This window comes from Kangiella shandongensis (genome assembly GCF_020005365.1).
GTDB lineage: Bacteria > Pseudomonadota > Gammaproteobacteria > Enterobacterales > Kangiellaceae > Kangiella > Kangiella shandongensis.
In genome coordinates this window covers 1-19,803 of the sequence record NZ_JACNML010000009.1, presented here as the reverse complement: position 1 = coordinate 19,803, position 19,803 = coordinate 1, and the positions used below count along the sequence as shown (strand labels likewise).

At 43.6% G+C, this 19,803-nt stretch carries 17 protein-coding genes and 1 pseudogene; 8 read left to right on the top strand and 10 right to left on the bottom strand.

Features of this window, described 5'->3' with window-relative positions; translation table 11 throughout:
- The first annotated feature begins 2 nt into the window (after nt 1-2).
- From H7708_RS10435 to H7708_RS10410, 6 genes are all read left to right on the top strand, one after another.
- On the top strand, nt 3-191 hold the full coding sequence (locus tag H7708_RS10435) for a Trm112 family protein (RefSeq protein ID WP_223670725.1): 189 nt from the start codon (nt 3-5) through the stop codon (nt 189-191).
- Nucleotides 184-954 carry a 3-deoxy-manno-octulosonate cytidylyltransferase gene (kdsB, locus tag H7708_RS10430; RefSeq protein ID WP_223670724.1) on the top strand — a complete coding sequence of 257 codons (771 nt, stop codon included), beginning with the start codon at nt 184-186 and terminating at the stop codon, nt 952-954. The genes H7708_RS10435 and kdsB overlap by 8 nt, the downstream gene beginning before the upstream one ends.
- Before the next feature lie 11 nt (nt 955-965).
- A complete protein-coding gene (locus H7708_RS10425; RefSeq protein WP_223670723.1) occupies nt 966-1,454 on the top strand; it encodes a low molecular weight protein-tyrosine-phosphatase in 489 nt (162 codons plus the stop codon).
- The gene (locus H7708_RS10420) at nt 1,444-1,983 is read left to right on the top strand and encodes a DUF924 family protein (protein WP_223670722.1); all 540 of its coding nucleotides are present in this window, start codon (nt 1,444-1,446) and stop codon (nt 1,981-1,983) included. The genes H7708_RS10425 and H7708_RS10420 overlap by 11 nt, the downstream gene beginning before the upstream one ends.
- Nucleotides 1,984-2,099: 116 nt before the next feature.
- Nucleotides 2,100-3,866, top strand: a complete 1,767-nt coding sequence (argS, locus tag H7708_RS10415; protein WP_223670721.1) for an arginine--tRNA ligase — start codon at nt 2,100-2,102, stop codon at nt 3,864-3,866.
- A gap of 96 nt (nt 3,867-3,962) precedes the next feature.
- Entirely contained in the window at nt 3,963-5,396 is a 1,434-nt protein-coding gene (locus H7708_RS10410) for an NAD-dependent succinate-semialdehyde dehydrogenase (protein WP_223670720.1), read from the top strand.
- 57 nt (nt 5,397-5,453) lie between these two features.
- Here the strand turns inward: H7708_RS10410 and H7708_RS10405 are convergent, their stop codons facing one another.
- The 4 genes from H7708_RS10405 to H7708_RS10390 form a co-directional block, all read right to left on the bottom strand.
- On the bottom strand, nt 5,454-7,064 hold the full coding sequence (locus tag H7708_RS10405) for a BCCT family transporter (protein ID WP_223670719.1): 1,611 nt from the start codon (nt 7,062-7,064) through the stop codon (nt 5,454-5,456).
- Between the two features lie 15 nt (nt 7,065-7,079).
- Entirely contained in the window at nt 7,080-8,186 is a 1,107-nt protein-coding gene (locus tag H7708_RS10400) for a hypothetical protein (RefSeq protein ID WP_223670718.1), read from the bottom strand.
- 180 nt (nt 8,187-8,366) lie between these two features.
- Entirely contained in the window at nt 8,367-9,755 is a 1,389-nt protein-coding gene (locus tag H7708_RS10395) for an MBL fold metallo-hydrolase RNA specificity domain-containing protein (RefSeq protein WP_223670717.1), read from the bottom strand.
- Entirely contained in the window at nt 9,745-11,340 is a 1,596-nt protein-coding gene (locus H7708_RS10390) for a Na/Pi cotransporter family protein (RefSeq protein ID WP_223670716.1), read from the bottom strand. Before H7708_RS10390 ends, H7708_RS10395 begins: the two co-directional genes overlap by 11 nt.
- A gap of 172 nt (nt 11,341-11,512) precedes the next feature.
- On the opposite strand from H7708_RS10390, the gene H7708_RS10385 reads away from it, so the two are divergent.
- Complete coding sequence (locus H7708_RS10385; RefSeq protein WP_223670715.1) at nt 11,513-12,502, top strand: NAD(P)-dependent oxidoreductase; 990 nt, start codon at nt 11,513-11,515, stop codon at nt 12,500-12,502.
- Here H7708_RS10385 and H7708_RS10380 read toward each other — a convergent pair.
- From H7708_RS10380 to H7708_RS10365, 4 genes are read right to left on the bottom strand one after another with little or no spacing between them, the layout of a single operon-like run.
- Nucleotides 12,486-15,137, bottom strand: a complete 2,652-nt coding sequence (locus H7708_RS10380) for a cation-translocating P-type ATPase (protein WP_223670714.1) — start codon at nt 15,135-15,137, stop codon at nt 12,486-12,488. The two genes, H7708_RS10385 and H7708_RS10380, sit on opposite strands and share 17 nt — an antisense overlap.
- Nucleotides 15,134-16,045, bottom strand: a complete 912-nt coding sequence (locus H7708_RS10375) for a ribose-phosphate diphosphokinase (protein WP_223670713.1) — start codon at nt 16,043-16,045, stop codon at nt 15,134-15,136. Before H7708_RS10375 ends, H7708_RS10380 begins: the two co-directional genes overlap by 4 nt.
- Nucleotides 16,042-17,556, bottom strand: a complete 1,515-nt coding sequence (locus tag H7708_RS10370) for a thymidine phosphorylase family protein (protein WP_223670712.1) — start codon at nt 17,554-17,556, stop codon at nt 16,042-16,044. Before H7708_RS10370 ends, H7708_RS10375 begins: the two co-directional genes overlap by 4 nt.
- 34 nt (nt 17,557-17,590) lie before the next feature.
- Nucleotides 17,591-17,881, bottom strand: a complete 291-nt coding sequence (locus tag H7708_RS10365) for a hypothetical protein (protein WP_223670711.1) — start codon at nt 17,879-17,881, stop codon at nt 17,591-17,593.
- 183 nt (nt 17,882-18,064) lie between these two features.
- Here H7708_RS10365 and H7708_RS10360 point away from each other — a divergent pair, with 183 nt between their 5' ends.
- Nucleotides 18,065-18,337 carry a DUF5676 family membrane protein gene (locus H7708_RS10360; RefSeq protein WP_223670710.1) on the top strand — a complete coding sequence of 91 codons (273 nt, stop codon included), beginning with the start codon at nt 18,065-18,067 and terminating at the stop codon, nt 18,335-18,337.
- 61 nt (nt 18,338-18,398) lie between these two features.
- Here the strand turns inward: H7708_RS10360 and H7708_RS10355 are convergent, their stop codons facing one another.
- Entirely contained in the window at nt 18,399-18,626 is a 228-nt protein-coding gene (locus H7708_RS10355; protein WP_223670709.1) for an Hsp20/alpha crystallin family protein, read from the bottom strand.
- A gap of 294 nt (nt 18,627-18,920) precedes the next feature.
- Nucleotides 18,921-19,658 (bottom strand): annotated as a pseudogene (locus H7708_RS10350) (ATP-binding protein); the annotation flags it as partial.
- Nucleotides 19,659-19,803: the final 145 nt, after the last annotated feature.

Here is a 19,803-nt window from a genome sequence, read left to right as displayed (position 1 = left end):
CTATGGATCATAAGTTAATTGATGTGCTGGTTTGCCCTTTATGTAAAGGCGAGCTGCTCTACGATAAAGATGAACAGGAACTGATTTGCCGCTTTGATAAGTTGGCTTACCCGATTCGTGATGACATTCCTGTTATGCTTGAAGACGAGGCGCGTAAGGTGGCCGCTGAGGAGCTGGATAAATATGCCTAAGGCACGGTTCATTGTCGTTATCCCGGCTCGCTATGCTTCAACTCGCTTACCGGGTAAGCCTCTATCGTTGATCGGTGATAAGCCGATGGTGCAACATGTCTACGACAGAGCACTTTTGTCGGGAGCTGACAAGGTGATTGTGGCGACTGACGATAAGCGGATAGAGCAGGTGATAACTGACTTCGGTGGCTACGCCTGTATGACTCGAGCCGATCATGCTTCGGGAAGTGACCGCTTAGCTGAAGTCTGTGAAAAAGAGGGGCTGGATGACGATGATATCGTGGTCAATGTGCAAGGAGATGAGCCTTTTATTTCACCGGAAAATATCAGCCAGGTGGCACAAAACCTCGGTGAGCATAAAGATTGTGTTATGTCGACTTTAAGTACTCCAATCACCGGCGAGTCAGAAGTTTTTAATTCCAACGTTGTTAAGGTTGTTACGGCAGATAACGGTAAAGCACTCTATTTTTCAAGGGCCCCGATCCCTTGGCAAAGAGGAAGCTTCGAAGAGAACAAAGTGGCAGCTTTGGAGGGTTGTCAGCGACACATTGGTATTTATGCCTACCGCGCTGGGTTTTTAAAGCAGTATGTGCAAATGAAGCCGGCTGATATTGAGAAGCTGGAATCACTGGAGCAGCTAAGAGTTCTTGCTAATGGATACCACATACACGTAGAAGCAGCGCAGGAGGTACCTGGATTAGGCGTTGATACCCCTGAAGATCTTGACGCTGCCAATACGTACTATAGAAAGCACCAGTTATAGAGGTCTAAAGAATGCATCAGTTTTCGGTTCTTTTTGTGTGTTTGGGGAATATTTGTCGCTCACCAACCGCTGAGGGTGTGTTTCAGCATAAGGTTAATCAAGCGGGGCTTGAGCAACAAATTAGGGTGGACTCCGCTGGCACCAGTGCATTTCATATTGGTGAGTCACCTGATAGCCGATCACAGCGCGAGGCGCGTAAAGCCGGTTACGATCTGTCCTATATTCGGGCCCGCCAAGCCGAAGCAAAAGACTTTGTGGACTTTGATCTTATTATTGCCATGGACCTCGAAAATTACCATAACTTATCTCTTTTAAAAACAACACGATATAATGATAAGTTGAAGTTATTTATTCGTGATTATGCTCCAGATTTGGAGATAGATGAAGTGCCAGATCCATATTATGGTGGAGCGGACGGGTTCGCCAACGTATTGAATATGATAGAACTGGCAAGCAACAATTTACTGGAAGAGATAAGAGGGCAGCTTGATGAATCCTAAAGAGGTATTGTCTTTTTGGTTTGAAGAATTAAGTCCTAAAGATTGGTGGACTAAAAGTGAGTCTCTGGATCAAAGTATCAAGGAGCGCTTTGGGCAATTACATCGTCAAGCGTCTCTCGGAGAGCTTTTTGAGTGGCGCAGTACGGCTAAAGACAGTCTGGCAGAAGTTATCGTCCTGGACCAGTTCTCACGTAATATTTACCGTGATTCGGCAAAAGCTTTTGCACAGGATGCACATGCCTTAACTCTGGCTCAAGTCGCTATTGAGAAAGGTTTTAATCAACAGCTATCTCAGCAGGAACAGCAGTTTTTGTATTTACCTTTCATGCACAGTGAGTCGAAAAAGATCCATCAGGAAGCCGTCAAGCTATATGCTCAGCTGGATAAGGACTACGGCTACGATTTCGAGCTTAAACATAAAGAGATTATCGACCGTTTTGGCCGCTACCCCCATCGAAATAAAGCGTTGGGCCGCCGCTCAACCACCGAAGAACAGAAGTTTTTACAGCAACCCGGTTCCTCTTTCTAGCATTAATCAGTAAAGCCGTGATTAATTGTTACTGGCATAGCAATTAAGACCAGGATTTTAGTATAATGCCGGCAGTTTTTTACTCTCAATTTTTATAGACATTAAGAAGTTAAGCCATGTTAACCACCATTGAACACGATTTAAGCCAACTATTTGGTCAAGCATTCGAAGCAAACGATTTATCTTTTGATTTTGGCGCGACTGTGCGCTGCTCGCGTCCAGAGTTGGGTGATTTTCAATGTAACGGTGCTATGGCGGCTGCCAAGCAAGGGGCTGGCAACCCGTTTGTTACTGCCGAGAAAGTAGTTGCAGCCTTACCTGATAACGACATAATCAAAAACGTAGAAATCGTTCGTCCGGGTTTTATTAATGTTTTCCTCCATTCGGATTATCTCGCTACAAAGTTAAAGTCATTCAGTAATGATCACACATTCGGTTGTGCAGAAGATTTATCTGATACCAAGGTTATGATCGACTTCGGTGGGCCTAACGTGGCTAAGTCCATGCACGTGGGGCACTTACGTACGGCGATCATCGGCGACGCCTTACAGCGTATCTTCCGTTTTAAGGGCTACAATGTGGTTTCTGACGCGCATTTAGGGGATTGGGGGACTCAAATGGGCATGCTCATTGAAGGGCTGAAAAAACGCCAGCCTGATCTGCCTTATTTTGATGAAAACTATACGGGTCCTTACCCGGAAGAATCGCCAGTCACGATTCAGGATCTCGAGACGATCTATCCTGAAGAATCAGGGTTATGCAAAAGCGATGATGCAGCGGCAGAAAAAGCCCGTCAGGCGACTTTAGAGCTACAGAATGGCCGAGAAGGCTACCGTGCCTTATGGAAGCATTTCGTTGAAGTGTCGATTGCTACTTTAAAACGTGATTATGGCGAGCTCGGCGTGACGTTTGATTTATGGAAAGGTGAAAGTGATGCCGATCCATTTATTCCGAAAGTACTGGCTGAGCTGGAAGAGAAAAATATTTCGATAAAAGATCAGGGGGCGTTAATCGTACCTTTCCTTGATGAGGAAGGTGAGAAGTTGATGCCACCGCTGATCTTAAGAAAGTCAGATGGCGCCGTGATGTATGGCACAACGGATTTGGCGACGCTGTATGAGCGTGTTCATGATGATAAAGCTAATATTGTTCTCTACGTAGTTGATGGGCGTCAGCAACAGCACTTTAAACAGGTTTTTGCCGCTGCCGATCTTATGGGAATGGAGCAGAGCACGGTTTATGAGCATACGTACTTCGGGACGGTGAATGGTAAAGATGGTAAGCCATTTAAAACCCGTAGTGGTGGAGTCATGAAACTGCATGACTTAATTCAAATGGCTAAAGACGAAGCTCGTAAAAAGCTGGCTGAGTCAAATTTTGGTGTCGACTTTGAAGAGGCCGAAAAAGAAGACATTGCTCATAAAGTTGCTATCTCGACGTTAAAGTTCGCTGACTTACGTAATTTCCGTATCAAAGACTACATTTTTGACTTGGAGAAGTTCAGCGAATTTGAAGGTAAGACCGGACCTTACTTATTGATGCAGGTGGCTCGTATTAAATCAATTCTACGTAAGGCTGCTGATATTAACGCTCAGCCAGGCGAGTTATTACCGACATCGGATAATGAAAAAGCGTTAACCTTTAAACTGCTTGAGTTTAATGGGGCGCTGGATAAGACGATTGAAAAGCGAGCTCCACATTTCTTATGCGAGCACTTGTATAATTTGGCACAGGACTTCAGCTCCTTTTATCAAAAACAACATATTCTCAAAGAGCCGGATGAGCTTAAGCGTGCCAGCTTGTTGAAACTGTCATCAATCTGCCTGGCTCAAATGGAAATAGGGCTTGAGCTGCTAGGAATCGAAACATTGGAGCGAATGTAGGTGTAAAGAAATACAAATATTACCAACTGTTCTTTTGAAAAAATGGTTTTGTTCGTTAAGATGGCTCTTACTATAGAGCCATCTTTTTTTATGGATATGAATAAACAATTATTGAAAGAACAAGCGTTTATTAACGGTCAGTGGATCTCTACAGATAGTACTTTTGAAGTAGATAATCCCTTTGATAATGGAGTCATCGCAAAAGTTGCGAACTGTGGTCCAGAGCATACCGAGCAAGCTATTGCCGCCGCCTCAGATGCTTTTAAAACATGGGGTAAAACGACCGCTAAAGATCGATCCAATCTGTTACTTACCTGGTATCAGCTGATTATCGACAATGTGGACGATTTGGCTGAAATCTTGACCATTGAGCAAGGTAAACCATTACAGGAGGCCAAAAATGAAATCATCTATGGTGCTTCCTACATCAAGTGGTTTGCGGAAGAAGCATTAAGGATCAACGGTGACTTGCTGCCTTCCCCCGATGGTAATAAACAAATACAAATCCATAAGCTCCCTGTCGGGGTTGTGGGGATTATCACTCCCTGGAATTTCCCCCAGGCCATGATTGCCCGAAAAGTAGCGCCAGCGCTGGCGGCTGGGTGTACTGTCGTTATAAAACCTGCTGCCGAAACACCTCTGTCGGCTTTGGCAATGGCTGAATTAGCGGATCAGGCAGGTATACCGAAAGGCGTTATTAACCTTGTCCCAACGACAAACTCCAGTGAGGTTGGCAAGGCCTTAACCTCAAGCCCAACGGTAAGAAAAATTTCGTTTACTGGTTCAACAGCCGTGGGTAAAAAACTGATAGCCCAATCAGCCGATAATGTGCAAAAGGTAACTATGGAACTGGGAGGCAATGCACCGTTTATTGTTTTCGATGATGCGGATATTGATGCGGCGGTTGATGGATTAATGGCCAGCAAATTCAGGAACTCTGGACAGACTTGTGTGTGTGCAAATCGTATCTTTGTACATGAAAACTTGTATCAGGAGTTTATTAAAACCATTGGAAAAAAAGTGTCGGAATTGACGCTTGGTAATGGCCTTTCGGATGGGGTTCAGATAACGCCCCTGATTAACCAAAATGGCATCGACAAGGTATTGAGGTTAATAAAGAGTTCTACCGAGGCTGGTGCCGAAATACTGGCTGGTGGACATATGAGTAAAGAGTTTGAGAACATTGTTGAGCCGACAGTGTTATCCAATGTTAACGCCGATATGGATATCGCTTGTGAAGAGATTTTTGGCCCAGTCATTGCGTTGATTTCTTTCAGTGATGAAGAGGAGGTCATCGCGGCGGCCAACCAAACCCTGGCAGGATTGGCTGCTTACGCTTATACTGAAGACCGACAAAGAATTCAACGATTAATCCAGAACCTGGAGTATGGCATGATTGGGCTCAATACCGGTATGTTGTCCAATGAAATGGCGCCATTTGGAGGTGTCAAAGAGTCTGGTATGGGGCGAGAGGGTTCGAAGTATGGGGTTAGTGATTATCTGGATATAAAGTACGCCTGCATCCAATAATAGAATTGATTGAAATATAAGAAAAAGCCCCTGGGACAGGGGCTTTTTTGTGGGTGTTTATTTATTTTTGTAGTTCAAATTGTAGGCTGCTCTAAGTCCCAGGAATAAGCTGACACACATCAGCAATAGGACAAGTGAGAAGGGTAGCCCTACAGTAATGGCTGCTGCCTGTAACGCACCTAAGGCTTGCTCTCCACCTCCATATAGTAGAACTGCGGCAATAACACCTTCCATCACTGCCCAGAATACACGTTGTGTTACTGGTGCATCAATCTTACCACCGGCGGTAATACTGTCGATGACCAGAGAGCCGGAGTCAGAAGAGGTGATGAAAAAGACCAGAACTAACACAATGGCGATAAAGGAGGTAACAAAGCCTAGTGGCAAGTTCTCCAGCATCTGGAATAGGGCAAGGGATTTGTCAGTAATACCATTGGCTAACTCACCAATGCCATTCTGAACCTGCTCTAAACCCATGGTACCAAAGGTTGACATCCAAACGACTGTTAGTAGCGTTGGGATAACCAGAACTGCGCCAATGAACTGTCTGACGGTACGTCCTTTTGAAACACGGGCGATAAACATGCCGACAAAAGGCGACCAGGAAATCCACCAGGCCCAATAGAAAATCGTCCAGCCACTATAAAAGTCTGTATCTTCACGTCCAACCCAGTTACTGAGCGGTATAATGTGTTCGACATAAGTTACTAGCGTACTACCAATACCGTTAAGTATCAGGGTGGTTGAGCCAGCAATAATAACGAAAATCATTAGAATCCCAGCAAGCGACATATTGATGTTACTGAGAATTTTAACGCCGCCTTCAAGGCCTCGAACGACCGAAAAGATTGCCACCATCGTAACACCGAAGATGATCGCCAGCTGGGTAGTAATGGTATTCGGCACATCGAATAAGAAGTGCAAACCGGAAGCCGCTTGCTGGGCACCGAAACCCAGTGAAGTTGCTAAACCAAAGATGGTCGCTAAAACAGCTACGGTATCGATAATATTGCCTGTTACTCCCCAAACGCGCTCTCCAAACAAAGGGTAGAAGCTTGAGCGTATGGTTAGAGGTAAATTACAGTTATAAGCAAAAAATGCGAGCGACAAAGCGACGACCGCATAGATAGCCCATGGGTGTAGCCCCCAGTGAAACATGGTCGCTCCCATGGCTAAATCCCTACCTTCTTCGGTTAGTGGTGGGACATTAAACGGTGTTCCTGCCCAGTCAGTAAAGTAACCGACAGGCTCTGCCACGCTCCAGAACATCAAGCCAATTCCCATGCCTGCAGCAAACAGCATGGCAAACCATGAAAGGATACTGAAGTCGGGTTTGGCGTCTTTGCCACCGATTCGTATTTTTCCGTAAGGAGAAACAAGTAAAAATAAGCAGAATAGAACAAAAACATTGCCGCTTATCATAAATAACCAGTCAAAGTTTGCTATTGACCAGTCTTTTGCTGCCTCGTAATAATCACTCGATTCCTTCGGGAATATTAACGTTAAAATGACAAAGAAAATAACGAAAAAAGAGGAGGTGAAAAATACTGGGTTATGTAAATCCATACCCAGCAATTCGACGTTATCTTCGCCTATTTCGTGTTCTGTATCATATTTTTCATGGAGTGGATTTTGTGTTTCATTATGCTCTTTATCAGAGTCACTCATGTATCCCCCTTTAGATTAAAAGTAATAGCCAATATTAATATTCAAGCGTGAACGCCACTTTTCTGGTCCATTATAGACGCCAATACCTGGGCCGCCCGCAAACCACATATTTTTACCGGCAATCCAGTCAATGTAAGTATAGAGTCCATTTTTAATTAAGGTACAACCAGTAACATTCTGGATTGAGTCCGTTAGACCGGGCTCATTTTTAGTTGCTGTATAAGTAAAGTCATTGTAGCAAACCACCTTATCTACGAACTCATTACCAACCTTGAAGGTTTTTGCAACATTGAAACTTGTGACATTTGCTTCAGCAGCAATTTCAAACGGGAAATCGAATGCTGACATCGCAATTCTGTTGTCTGCTGTTTGAAGTTCTGGTGCATCTTCAAAGTAATAATAGATATGCTGTAGTTGAATGTTCCAGGTATCATAGCGCCCATCAAAATGAACAGCGGCAGCTGCATGCTCGCCTTTTTCACCAGTGGTACGGTTGCGGAATTTGCCGCCCTGAACCGAAGCGCCTATTACATGGTCGCCCCACTGATATTGCGCTCTAAAGTTAGCATGGCCGTCTTCTTTGTTGTCTCGACCATCTATACTGGCAACGTCAAACGAATATCTGCCATAACGGGCCGAATCGTCGTATTCGCTGTTGAAAAAGTAAGCCGTGTCGAAAGTCCAGTCGCCGGCTTTATGTGTCCACTTCGCACCGGTATCGTAGTCATCCTCAAACCCCAGGTAATAAGTTCCGCCGAACCAGAAGCCATGGGAAGAGTAGGGGCTGATGCCGAAAGGTACTTGAGATACGCCGACTGCAACACGATCCGACTCATCAAAATTATAGCCAACTTCAGCGTGATGCACGGCATTAAAAGACTGATAAAAACGAAACTGTGAGTCAACGAACCACTTACCTTTAGTGATGTCAACGTCTACAGCAAATAGCTCAAAGTCAAACTGACCGTCGCTATCATCTGTATAATCTTTCCAGCCATAGTTTAGGCGAACGGCGCCGCCTAGCTTGATATCGGTTTCATCCTCTTCTGCAAACGAGGTCGTTGGAGCAGCAAGTAAACCACACAATACTGCCAGAGATATTTTCGTCCAATTGTTACACATATAAAATCCCTCAACTCCTATTTTCAGTTACCACTATACCGAGCGAGAGATGTAAATCAAATCAAGCGCTCGAACTCAGGCTATAAAAAAGCCGTGGATTGTAAATAATATAGCCGTGATATGCCATGATAAAAGATCAATGGAACCATACGGTTAGGCCGAAAAGTCATAACACCGGCGTCATAAGTTGAATGTTTGGCCTTTTTTCGCAATAGTTATATCGCCGGATGTATGCTGTTGTAAAAAATCTTTAAATTCTTCTATGGTCGATGCTGAACCATGGTTCAAAATAACTGGCGGGCTGTTACTGAATTTTTGATACCAGTGAAGCAGATCACGTTGACCGGCGTGTGCTGAGAGCCCTCCTATAGTGTGAACGGATGCGGCGACTCGGATAGATTCTCCCCAAAGCTTAATAAAAGGGGAGCCATCAACAATTCTTCTTCCTACCGTTCCTTCCGGCTGGAAACCTGTAATGATTAAGTCGCACTGGCTGCGCCATAAGTTATGTTTCATGTGGTGTTTTATTCGCCCACCCGTCATCATGCCACTTCCGGCAATGATAATGGCGCCACTCTTTATCGAGTTAAGAGCCATCGACTCGTTGGTATCTGCGGTAAAATGCAGATTTGGGATATGACGGCATAATGCTCCTTTTGACCAGAAGGGTTGTGTTGTTTCTTTATAGAGATAGCTGTAGCCTTCATAAGCTTCGGTTACCTTTATGGCCATAGGACTATCAAGGAAGATATCCCACTGATCCAGGTGCCACTCGCGGAAGTACTTTGCAAAGTAGTGAAGTATGGTCTGCGTACGCCCTACAGCGAAGGCCGGTATCAGCACATTACCGCCGTCTCGGGCAGCATGTTCGATAGACTCTTTCAATTCTTGTTCCGACTCTTCCCACGAGATATGGTTACGATTGCCGTAGGTTGACTCCATAATGACCAGATCCGGCTGACCATCAATGTCTGGATCCTGCTGGATTGGAGCGCCAGGGTTGCCGATATCACCACTAAAGACGACCGTTTTTTCTTTGCCTTGTTCATTCGCATAAAACTCTAAATGGGAAGAGCCTAATATATGCCCGGCATTTCTTAAGCGGAATGCCGTATCCTTCGACAGCTGGAGCTTTTCTTTGTATTCGACTAAATGTAGTTGCTCTAAAACTGCTGGCACATCAGCGCGAGTATAAAGTGGCTCTATTTCGGGTAAGCCTTTGCGCAATCGTTTTCGGTTATTCCATTCGGCTTCTTTTTCTTGTAGATAAGCGCTATCCAATAATAGAATTTCAAGTAACTCTCGATTAGCCTTATGACAGTAGATTGGTCCTGAAAAACCTGATTTAACAAGCAAAGGTAGACGACCGCTGTGATCGATATGGGCGTGGGTCAAAATTAAGGCATCAATATCGGCGGGCTCAAAAGGGAACGGTTCGGCATTCCTTTTTTCATGTTTCCAAGAGCCTTGAATTAACCCACAGTCAACCAAAAACTTGTTATGGCCGACTGATATTTCTGAACATGAGCCTGTAACTTCTTCCGCAGCCCCATGGATGTTAATTTTCATGAGAACTCTCCTTAACAACAAGGTTAATACTATTTAGTGCACTAATAAAGTATTTAGATGACGTATATAGCTGTTTATTAATGTTCAACAAGGTTGAAACTTGTTCAATTGGCAAATCTTGTGACACCTCCGAGCTGAAGAGGGTTTCCTGAGTCGACCTGAATGTATGATAAAACTCTTCTGCCGTTTCCTGCATATCCTGTGAGCTGTCGTCAGCGTTAATGCCGAGATGAACCTGTTGCTCATCATAAAATGCTTTGGTTAATGTAAAGAGTGGAACAATATTGGTTTTATTTAGTTGGTTTTGTATGTCCATAACCTCTAAGTCCGGCGCTATATCTTTTAACGCCTTAGCCGAGTAGGTTCCGTCTCTTATGGCTGATAGCAGGCTGTAAATATCATTAGTTTGCTGATCATTAATCACCTGCTTCGATAGCTTCTGACAGGTATCAATAAAAACGCCTTCGGTTTTCTTTAACTGCAAATACTCGCTGGCATAGTTACGGTTTTGTTTTAAGCCGCGCTGATTAAACTTGGCCACTGCAAGAAGAAAATGTTTCCCTTCATCGCTGAGCTGTTTTAATGCGACCGCCGGGGCATCTAAAGGAATTAATGAAAAGCGAGATTCGATAGTATTACGCTGCTCACCGAACCTTTTGGATACAAATGCAACAAATGGTTTTATCGATAGAGAGAATAGAAGGGTACCCAGGGCGTTATTCAGGCTATGGAACGTAACGATAGGCAGTAGCGGATCATGCCAGTTGAGCCAGTCTAAAACGTTATTAACCTGAGGTAACAGCACAAATAAACCAATAAAAGCAATAACAAAATTAAAACTGAAGTGAGTAAGCGCGAGTTGTTTTTTAATCTTTGCGCCATTGATGCTGCCCAGTGCTGCGGTACTGGTTGTACCCAGATCAGCGCCAATCACGACCGAAATAGCACTTTCCAGATTAATGAGCCCGGCGTTGGCGGCGCTTAACGTCATAATCATGACTGCCGAGCTTGATTGGAACAGGGTTGCCAAAGCGATACCTGTTATAAAAAAGGCAAAAGGTACAGCCGTACCGCTTGCATTGATATCAATCGTTTCGCTGAGACCTAAAGTTGAGTTTTTAATTAAGTCCAGACTGAATAGAATTAAACCAATGCTAATAATTAAAGAAAGCGTCAGGCCATATTGGCTTCTGTTTCTGAAAAATAAGCGAGCTAAGGCCGATACGCCGATAATATAAATGGCTATATCACCGAGACTGATCTTAAATCCCAGTAAGGTAACCAGCCAGCCTGTAGCTGTGGTACCTAAATTGGCGCCAAAAATAACGCCAACAGCCTGTTTCAGGTTCAGCAGTTTCGAACTCGCCAGGGCGAGTACGATAAGAGTTAATAAGGAACTACTTTGGATTAATGCTGTGCACAGCGCTCCAGTGATTACCGCGGACAGAGTAGTATTGGTCCAGGTTCCGATATAGTAGTGCAGCTTTCCAGAGGCGAGTTTTGTCAGACTAGCTTCAACCATGGACATTCCCCAAAGAAATATCCCAACACCAGAAAGTAATAGGAGCCAGTCCAAGTTAAGCATTAATAGGAATACCCTCTGTTTTCCTTATCTAATAATATAACACTATCGTTTTATTTTGCTGTCTGTTTTTTGATCGGTATCAATGATTGCTCGGATAAGCATTGCCTTTTACGGGTTGTTCAATAACACTAAACAGAAGATCATCTCAGTAAGCATATAAGGAAGTGTTGTCATGAAGCTCGTTCTGTTTGGTGTGCAGGATTTTGAGAAGCCGATCTACCGACAAAAGAATAAAGAGTCTTTTAATTTTGAGCTGTCGTTTGTTGATAGCGCATTAACAGAGGAACATGTTTCACAACTGGCGTCAGCCTCTGCGATCAGTATTTTTGCTAATAACCCGTTAGATAAAGCTCTCTTATCGTTTATTCGAGCGCAAGGAGTAAAACTGATACTGTTACGCTCGACGGGATATGATCATGTCGATATCACTGCAGCAAAAGAACTGGGGATGACGGTTATGAACGTACCAGGCTATTCACCTCAGTCAGTTGCCGAACACGCTGTAACATTACTGCTATGCTTATATCGGAAAATGTTTTTATTACAAAAACGGCTAATCAATAGTCAATTCGCGCTCAATGGAAATCTGGGAGAAAGTGTCTACGATAAAACCATAGGCGTTATAGGAGTAGGGGATATTGGCAGCGCCTATGCATCGATCATGAAAGGTTTCGGCTGCCGGGTGATTGGTTATGATCCAGCTGTTAGCGAATCTAAACCCGAGTTGCTAGAATGGGTTAGCTTAAATGAAATATGGCAACAAGCGGATGTCATTAGTTTACACTGTCCTTTAAATGAAACAACTAACCACTTGATTAATAAAGAAACTATTGAAAAGATGAAGCAAGGGGTTACGATTATCAATACCGCTCGTGGGCCTGTGATTCGAACCACAGATCTAATCGATGCTCTCGATACAAACAAGGTGCGTTATGCTGGTTTGGACGTTTATGAATACGAAAAGAACCTGTTCTTTAAGGATCATGCTAAGTCAGTAGATGATGCCATGTTCAATCGTTTCAAGCAGATGGATAATGTGGTTATCACACCTCATATTGCATTTTATACCAACGATTCCATCGATAATATCGCCTATACAACCCTGCTAAATGTTCAGAACTTTAATAAATTTGGTGATAAGGCTCCTAACGTCGTCGAATAATCGGCCAAAGGTGGATGATATTAAACAACGGAACGGTTAGGAAACTAAAGCCGAAGACCAGAAGCCAGGAGCTCCAGCCCATAGGCACGATATTCAAAACCTTAGAAAGCAGAGGAATATGCACGGCAAACAATAAGAGAAGGGAGCATATCGCAAGGGCAATCCAGATATAGAGGTTTCGAGTAATCTCATTCTTCCAAACTCTTTTTTTCTCCTCGCGCATATTAAAAACGTGTAACAGTTGCGAGATAGCCAGCGTGAGGAAGGCTATCGTCACAGCGTGATCCGAAGACGACTCAAAATAATATAAATCTACCAGGAAAGCTGAAAAGACGATGATGGACAATAGCACGGCGTAGGTGACTATCTGTAACCAGTGTTCTTTCTCAATAATAGTCTCTGCAGGATCACGAGGCGGTTGTTTCATCACATCTTCTTCACCTTTGCAGGTTCCTAAAGCCAGGGCGGGAAAGACATCTGTGACCAGGTTTAAGAAGAGGATTTGTAGTGGCAGTAGCGGGATCGGAAAACCGGACAGGACCGCTAAAGAAACCACCAAAATTTCGCTTAAATTACACGATAGCAAATAGAGGACAAACTTCCTGATATTGTTGAAAACGGTACGGCCCTGGGAAACCGCCTCTGCTATAGCAGGGAAGGAATCATCCAGCAGCACCATATCCGCAGCCTGTTTGGCGACTTCAGTGCCTCGAATACCCATGGCTATACCAATGTCTGCATTCTTAAGGGCAGGCCCATCATTGACCCCGTCACCTGTCATTGCCACGATGTGCTCTCTTTCCTGATAGAATTCGGCCAGATCATATTTTTGTTTAGGACTAACGCGCGAGAAGATATCGACCTGATACAGCTTTTCATCGCTTTCTTTCGACTGATGTTTTACGATTTCCTCGAGCTCAACGCCCGTTAGTGTCGTATTGTCACCTTGTTCCCCGAGGTTGATTTTTTTGGCAATTTTACTGGCGGTTAACCCGTTGTCTCCGGTCACCATGACAATTCGGATACCCGCATCGTGACACTGCTGAATAGCCTCTGGCACGGTTTCTCGTAAAGGATCTTCCATACCGACGATACCGATAAGGCAGAAGTTGCCATCCACCGCTACTGAAGAGGTATCACTCACACGATAAGCTAACGCCAGAACCCTTAACCCCGACTCTGCCATCTGATTTATACTGCTTAGCCACTGGCTTTTCAGGTCTGGGCTTAATGCGACCTTGTTAGAGCCATCAAGGTAATAATGACAATGCTCAATAATGCTCTCGGGAGCTCCCTTGATTGATACTTGAAATTGCGACGAAGAAGGTAGTGAATGGCAGGTAATCATGTACCGGACATCTGGATCAAAGGGTTGCTCCGCAACTTTCTCATACTGATTCAGTTTCTGTAGCTGTTCCGGAGCAATTTGCTGTGCCATTTTTATTAAGGCAATCTCGATAGGATCGCCTTTTAACTCATCCCGGTTGGTATTGTTGCAAAGCACTGCAACGTCAACCAGGGAAGCTACCGCTGGATCTATGGGTTGTTGTAACTCATTCAGGTGGGCTCTTTCAGTTAGGTTCGTTAACAGTTCGGTGACTAACATTTTGTTTTCAGTTAAGGTTCCGGTCTTATCAGTCATGATCAGGGTCGTTGAGCCCAGCGTCTCAATGGCTGATAACCTTTCGATCAGCACATTCTTCTTAGCGAGCTTTAGCATCGAACGTGCCAGCACCAATGTTGTTACAATAAGCATCCCTTCGGGGATCGCTGCAACAGCTAGCGCGATACTGGTTTTAATGAGCTCAAGATAAGATTCTGCTTTAATCAGTCCTAAAATAGTAATGGCAAGGATCAGGCCCAGCGTTAGCTTGATCAGCTGTCCGCTTAAATGCTGAATTCTATTCTCCAGCGGCGAGCGCTCCGGCGTCGCTTCTGCAATCAGTATGCTGATCCTTCCCAGTTCGGTATGAGCGCCAGTATTGGCAACGACAGCGACACCAGTACCTCTCAGCACAGCTGTACCTTTATATAATAGCCTGGGATTTTGTATGTCTTCGATATAATGTGTGGGGGTGTTATTCTTAGAAATGGGCAACGACTCACCGGTTAATGCAGACTCATCGACCTGTAATTTATTTGACTCGAGTAAACACATATCTGCGGTTACCAGATCTCCGGCGGCTAACAAAACAATATCACCAGGAACTAACTCGGATGAGTTTATGGTGATCCGCTTTCCCTGCCGTAAAACAAGTGCCTGAGCTTCGCTCATGCTCCTTAATGCTTCCATCGAATCAAGCGCTTTCAGCTCGGTAATAGCCCCAATGGCCGCATTGATAAATAACACAGCCAAAATCGCGTACATTTCTAGATAGTCTTGGAAAACAAGAGAAATAAGTACCGCTACCAGCAATAACCAGGCGATAGGGTTGGTAAACTGATTTAAAATGATGCGCAATAGGGAAGTGCGGTGATATTTTATAACGCTATTGGCACCGTATTGTGCTTGCCTTTGCTCTATATCGTGATCATTCAGGCCTTGTGACACATCAGAGCCCAGCGTACTGAGTAATTTTTCATTACTCAGTGTTGCAAGCTTTTTGATTGAGTCTATCTGGGTCCCTGCATTCATAAACCTGCGCCATATTGCTTGTCTGTACCACAGGCGGCATAACCCCGATATATTTCTTCGGAAACATCAATTTGGTTAGAAATATGTGGGACTGTATTGGTTGTGATAACTTTATCGAAATAATTCTTTGATAAACGCATATAAGCATCACCGGAGAAAATGGCGTGAGTGGCGATACAGATGCTTTCATTAAAGCCTTCGTCTTTCAGTCGTTGACCAATACCCACCATGGTATAACCTGTCGAAATGATGTCGTCGATGACCACTGGGGTATGTCCCTGACAGTGATCTAATCCTTTGATTATGATACTGACATCCTGATCGCCTTTACGACTTTTCTCGGCGACTAAAAAGGGTTGTTGTAACTGTCTGGCAAGAGGCGAGACCCATTGTGAACTTTCCATGTCAGGCCCAATAAATAGAGGGTTTTTCACATGATTTTTGACCCACTCGGCGATTGGAATCGTGCTATGCACCGTTTCTGTCGGTATCGAAAAAATAGTATCCAGCCGAAGAATACGGTGTAGATGGGGTTCTACCGTAATCACTTTATCAAAATGAGCAGACAGCAGCTCTGCAAAATGCCTGGCCAGTTGCGACTCGCCGGATGTAAACTGCGCATCCTGTCGCATGTATGGGAGGTAGGGGGCAATTAAATTGATTTCTTTTGCTTTTCGCTCCCGGAGTATTCGTGTCAGTAATAAGAGCGGAAGTACTTTTTCATTGGGGTGGGACAGGTCCGCCATAACAATCACCTCGCGGTCCTCGCAGTCTTCCATGACCTTGATACTCGACTCACCATCTGGAAAATTACGGAGCGTAAGCGAACCCAGTTCAGCGTCAAGCTTTTGTCTCACCTGAGCTGATAAGTTTAGATTATAGGATAAATCAAAAAGTATCGGCTTCATTTGAGCTCCTTAAGCTTCAGCATGCTCATGTTATCTTTATAGAAGTTTATGGCGTAATCCAGTTCTCCGGGAGCTTCGGCGTGAATTGTCATTAAAGCACCATCCTCACTGACTGTATCACCGACCTTTGCATGTAAAAATACTCCTGCGGTTTTATCCGCTGGCGCTCCAGCAAGCTTCGCTAACCGTGCCAGTTGCCGGTTATCAAACTCTTCCACAAGCACACGGCGAGGTGTTGTAATAGTGTAGGTACAGCACGAAGTTTTGGGTTCAGTGAACCCGCCCTGTAATTCACAGATTTGTCTGAACTTATCCCAGGCCAAGCCAGAAGTCAGTGTGTCTAAGGATAACTTGTATCCTTGTCCGGGGGGAGACTTTTCTGTCAACTCTAAAAGTTTTGCAGAAAGCGTGACGGCTCTTTCTCGCAGATCAGCGGGGGCATGGCTATCATTTTTTAATACCGCTAACACGTCCTGAGCTTCTAATGCGGGCCCGATACCATTGCCGACAGGTTGAGAACCGTCGGTGAGAACGACATTAACTTTAATACCGAGCTGGCTTCCAGTATAGATGAGTTGTTTTGATAGAGCTTCCGCAGCGGCACGACTTCTTACCTTGGCTGTTTTACCAACGGGGATGTCAATCAGAACTTGTTGTGAACCAGCTGCAATTTTCTTTGACAGAATAGAAGCGATTAACTGTCCCTCAAAGTCGATATCTAACGCTTTTTCAACAGTGATCAAAATATCGTCGGCGGGGCTTAAGCTGACAGAACCTCCCCACGCTAAACAGCCTCCAGTCTCTTTGACAATTTTTTTAAGCGACTCGAACGTAAAGTCGACGTTAGTCATGGTTTCCATCACGTCAGCGGTGCCAGCGGGTGATGTGATGGCTCTTGACGAAGTTTTGGGGATTGTTAGGCCATTAGCCGCCAGAATTGCGACAATGATAGGGGAGGTGCGATTCCCTGGTAACCCGCCGATACAGTGTTTGTCTATAACCGTCTCGGCCTCCCATTCGAGCTTTTGCCCCGTATTAACCATCGCTTCGGTCAGATAAATAATTTCATCGGCATTGAGATTACTGTTAGCACAGGCAGTAATAAAAGCCGCCAGATGCACATTCATATAATAGCCGTCGACAATATCCTTAATAATGCTATGAAACTGTTTACGGTTCAGCTTATGGCCAAATGCTTTGGCACGGATATAGGAAAGGGAGCTGATTGGAGGGGCATGGCTGAGTTTTAATCGCTCACCAGGCTTAACTTTTAATGCACGCCATGCTTTTTCCGATAATCCGGCATGACCGGGCTCTAATAAGTCGCTATAAACGATCATTAAAGTCGCCAAGATTCGTTTGTCATTAACCTCGACGGCTATACGAGACATAGACTCGAAGCCCTCGGAACGAGCTACCGGTGATTCCCTACGGAGGAAAATCACAGGCTCATGTCCTGTGTCTATGCCCAGACGATGGGCTAAGGGCAGGGTGGTCTCAGGCTGCTCCATGGCACTTTCCTGAAATTAAATTAATTGTTATATATCAATCGGTTGAGTCTTTAGACTTAACGCTTTGCTTTAAGTCATTATAAGCGTGTTTGAGTTCTTCACCAAGGTGTTTAAAACCCTCGGCAACATCATCGGTCGCCTTGTCAGTACCTCGACTTAGAGAGTGAAACTTGGCAGCAAAATGGTGCCATTTATCCTCGGTTTCTTTCCATTTATCTTTTAACTCTAACTTCGCCAAATGCGCCTGTACTCTGAGATCATCGCGTTGTCCTTTGATATATTCAAAAAGCTCTTCAGCTTCTTTTTTCTGTTTATCATTACTCATAACCTCATCTCCTTTAATTTGAAATGATATGGATAACAATATGATATCTATAGGTATAACATAGAATAGGTTGCAAATGTTGATGTAAGTCAAAAATAGTTGTTCACAAAATGACCTGCATCAAACCATTTTTAAGGAAAGGGTGTAACATGGTAAGTGTGAATAAATGCAAGGGAGGCTATTATGAAAATTGATGCGCTACGCCTTGGAGTCGCTACGGCTATTGGGTTAGCTATAATCTGGATTCTGTGTGTCGTCTTTATCTGGTTATTACCTACAACCAGTATGGGGATATTCGCTGATATGATGCATAGCAACATAGCTGATATGGGCATGGGATGGCACTTAACATTTTCTGGCATATTCGTTGGCATGCTCGCATGGGCAGTATGTGGCGGAATTACCGTTTGGTTGATCGCGACAATATACAACAAACTGTCATATAAAGACGGTTAAAATCAGGCTGGAACAAAAAGAAGACAAGCATGAGTACATGCTTGTCGTCAGCCCTATATTACTAAGAAATATTAATATCAACAGACTTAGTTATTTCTTGTGGTGCCTTCATCAAATGCAGGTAAAGCATACCGTTCTTATGCTCGGCTTTAATTGACTTTTCATCAACATTATCCGGCAAAGAAAAGCTTCTGGAGAAATGCCCATAAAAACGCTCTGTGCGATGTTTCTTTTTATCACTTTTCTCGTAATTACGTTCACCTGATAACGTTTGACACTTTACATTCACATATTCGCATAACTTATATTATGTTAAATTAATTGTTGAGCCAAAGTAATGGCCACAGAGACATATGGGTGTTTAACAAAATTACTTTAATCTTTTTAAGTAAATGTACAGACAAGTACTTCTCCGAAAATCCTGCAAGTACTTTTCTAAAAAACAACCACTTTTCTAAAAAATATGCAAATGCACTTATTTTATAGATAAATACTTGTATTGCGCATTTTTTATAGAAAAATAGTTGTATTCATCCGACTGTCTACAGAGTTAGAAGTTACCAGAAAAGAAAGATAAATTCTTTTAAGTATTAATAGAAAACACAAACTCGTTGATGGCGTGCGATATTGGTGGGACTAAGCAGTCGGATAGCAGTTCTTTAGAAAGCGTAAGGTTTGTATTATCGTTTTCTGATGCTACATCAAGTAAATGTATAATATAGCCCATTACCTGTTCCATAGGCAGTTCTTTAATTAATCTTTGGTTTCCATGGTTATAGGAATCGTGATTAATGCTACCTATTAATAATTCATATACTTCCTTTGAGTATTCTCTTATTTTAAAGGAGCCCTTTGTTGCAGCCGGAATAAAATATGAAACCAAGCTTTGTTCCTTATTGTTGATCTTTATTTTTGTATTATCGATTGCTGACAACAAGCTATTGATATCACTCGGAACTGAAAGCCCCGGAAATCTATACTCCATAGTCATAAATCTCCTAGTAATTTGCCTTTGGCCTAGTTTCTTTAAAGACTCCTTTTTATCCTTAAGCTCATTTGTTCCTACTAGAATGGTCATCAATTTGACGTGATTATGTTTAATCTGATTCTGAATGGAGATTAGCCAACTAAGTTGATTGTGGGACAGATTTTCAGCTTCATCAATAAATAGCATTACACGTGACTCCCCTACTTCTTGTGCTCTCGCCGAAAGAAAATCAGCGATTCGAGCTCTGTTATTTGCAACTGACCCTCTATGATTTCGTCTATTGTTGTTGAAGTTGAGGTAATTCAGGATTTCCTTATAAAAGTTTGCTTCACTTGTTTGGCTGGAAGAAACTGTAGTGGCAGACTAAACCCGAACACTCTTTTAAGTGGTAGTATTACCCTTAACAAAGAGGTGTTCAATGGTAAGAAGAAGACAACGTCGGTCATTCAGTCCGGAGTTTAAACGAGATGCTGCGAGT

Bases quoted from the DNA above. Each gene is read 5' to 3' on its own strand.
- H7708_RS10435 (WP_223670725.1), top strand. From the start codon at position 3: ATGGATCATAAGTTAATTGATGTGCTGGTTTGCCCTTTATGTAAAGGC.
- kdsB (WP_223670724.1), top strand. From the start codon at position 184: ATGCCTAAGGCACGGTTCATTGTCGTTATCCCGGCTCGCTATGCTTCA.
- H7708_RS10425 (WP_223670723.1), top strand. From the start codon at position 966: ATGCATCAGTTTTCGGTTCTTTTTGTGTGTTTGGGGAATATTTGTCGC.
- H7708_RS10420 (WP_223670722.1), top strand. From the start codon at position 1,444: ATGAATCCTAAAGAGGTATTGTCTTTTTGGTTTGAAGAATTAAGTCCT.
- argS (WP_223670721.1), top strand. From the start codon at position 2,100: ATGTTAACCACCATTGAACACGATTTAAGCCAACTATTTGGTCAAGCA.
- H7708_RS10410 (WP_223670720.1), top strand. From the start codon at position 3,963: ATGAATAAACAATTATTGAAAGAACAAGCGTTTATTAACGGTCAGTGG.
- H7708_RS10405 (WP_223670719.1), bottom strand. From the start codon at position 7,064: ATGAGTGACTCTGATAAAGAGCATAATGAAACACAAAATCCACTCCAT.
- H7708_RS10400 (WP_223670718.1), bottom strand. From the start codon at position 8,186: ATGTGTAACAATTGGACGAAAATATCTCTGGCAGTATTGTGTGGTTTA.
- H7708_RS10395 (WP_223670717.1), bottom strand. From the start codon at position 9,755: ATGAAAATTAACATCCATGGGGCTGCGGAAGAAGTTACAGGCTCATGT.
- H7708_RS10390 (WP_223670716.1), bottom strand. From the start codon at position 11,340: ATGCTTAACTTGGACTGGCTCCTATTACTTTCTGGTGTTGGGATATTT.
- H7708_RS10385 (WP_223670715.1), top strand. From the start codon at position 11,513: ATGAAGCTCGTTCTGTTTGGTGTGCAGGATTTTGAGAAGCCGATCTAC.
- H7708_RS10380 (WP_223670714.1), bottom strand. From the start codon at position 15,137: ATGAATGCAGGGACCCAGATAGACTCAATCAAAAAGCTTGCAACACTG.
- H7708_RS10375 (WP_223670713.1), bottom strand. From the start codon at position 16,045: ATGAAGCCGATACTTTTTGATTTATCCTATAATCTAAACTTATCAGCT.
- H7708_RS10370 (WP_223670712.1), bottom strand. From the start codon at position 17,556: ATGGAGCAGCCTGAGACCACCCTGCCCTTAGCCCATCGTCTGGGCATA.
- H7708_RS10365 (WP_223670711.1), bottom strand. From the start codon at position 17,881: ATGAGTAATGATAAACAGAAAAAAGAAGCTGAAGAGCTTTTTGAATAT.
- H7708_RS10360 (WP_223670710.1), top strand. From the start codon at position 18,065: ATGAAAATTGATGCGCTACGCCTTGGAGTCGCTACGGCTATTGGGTTA.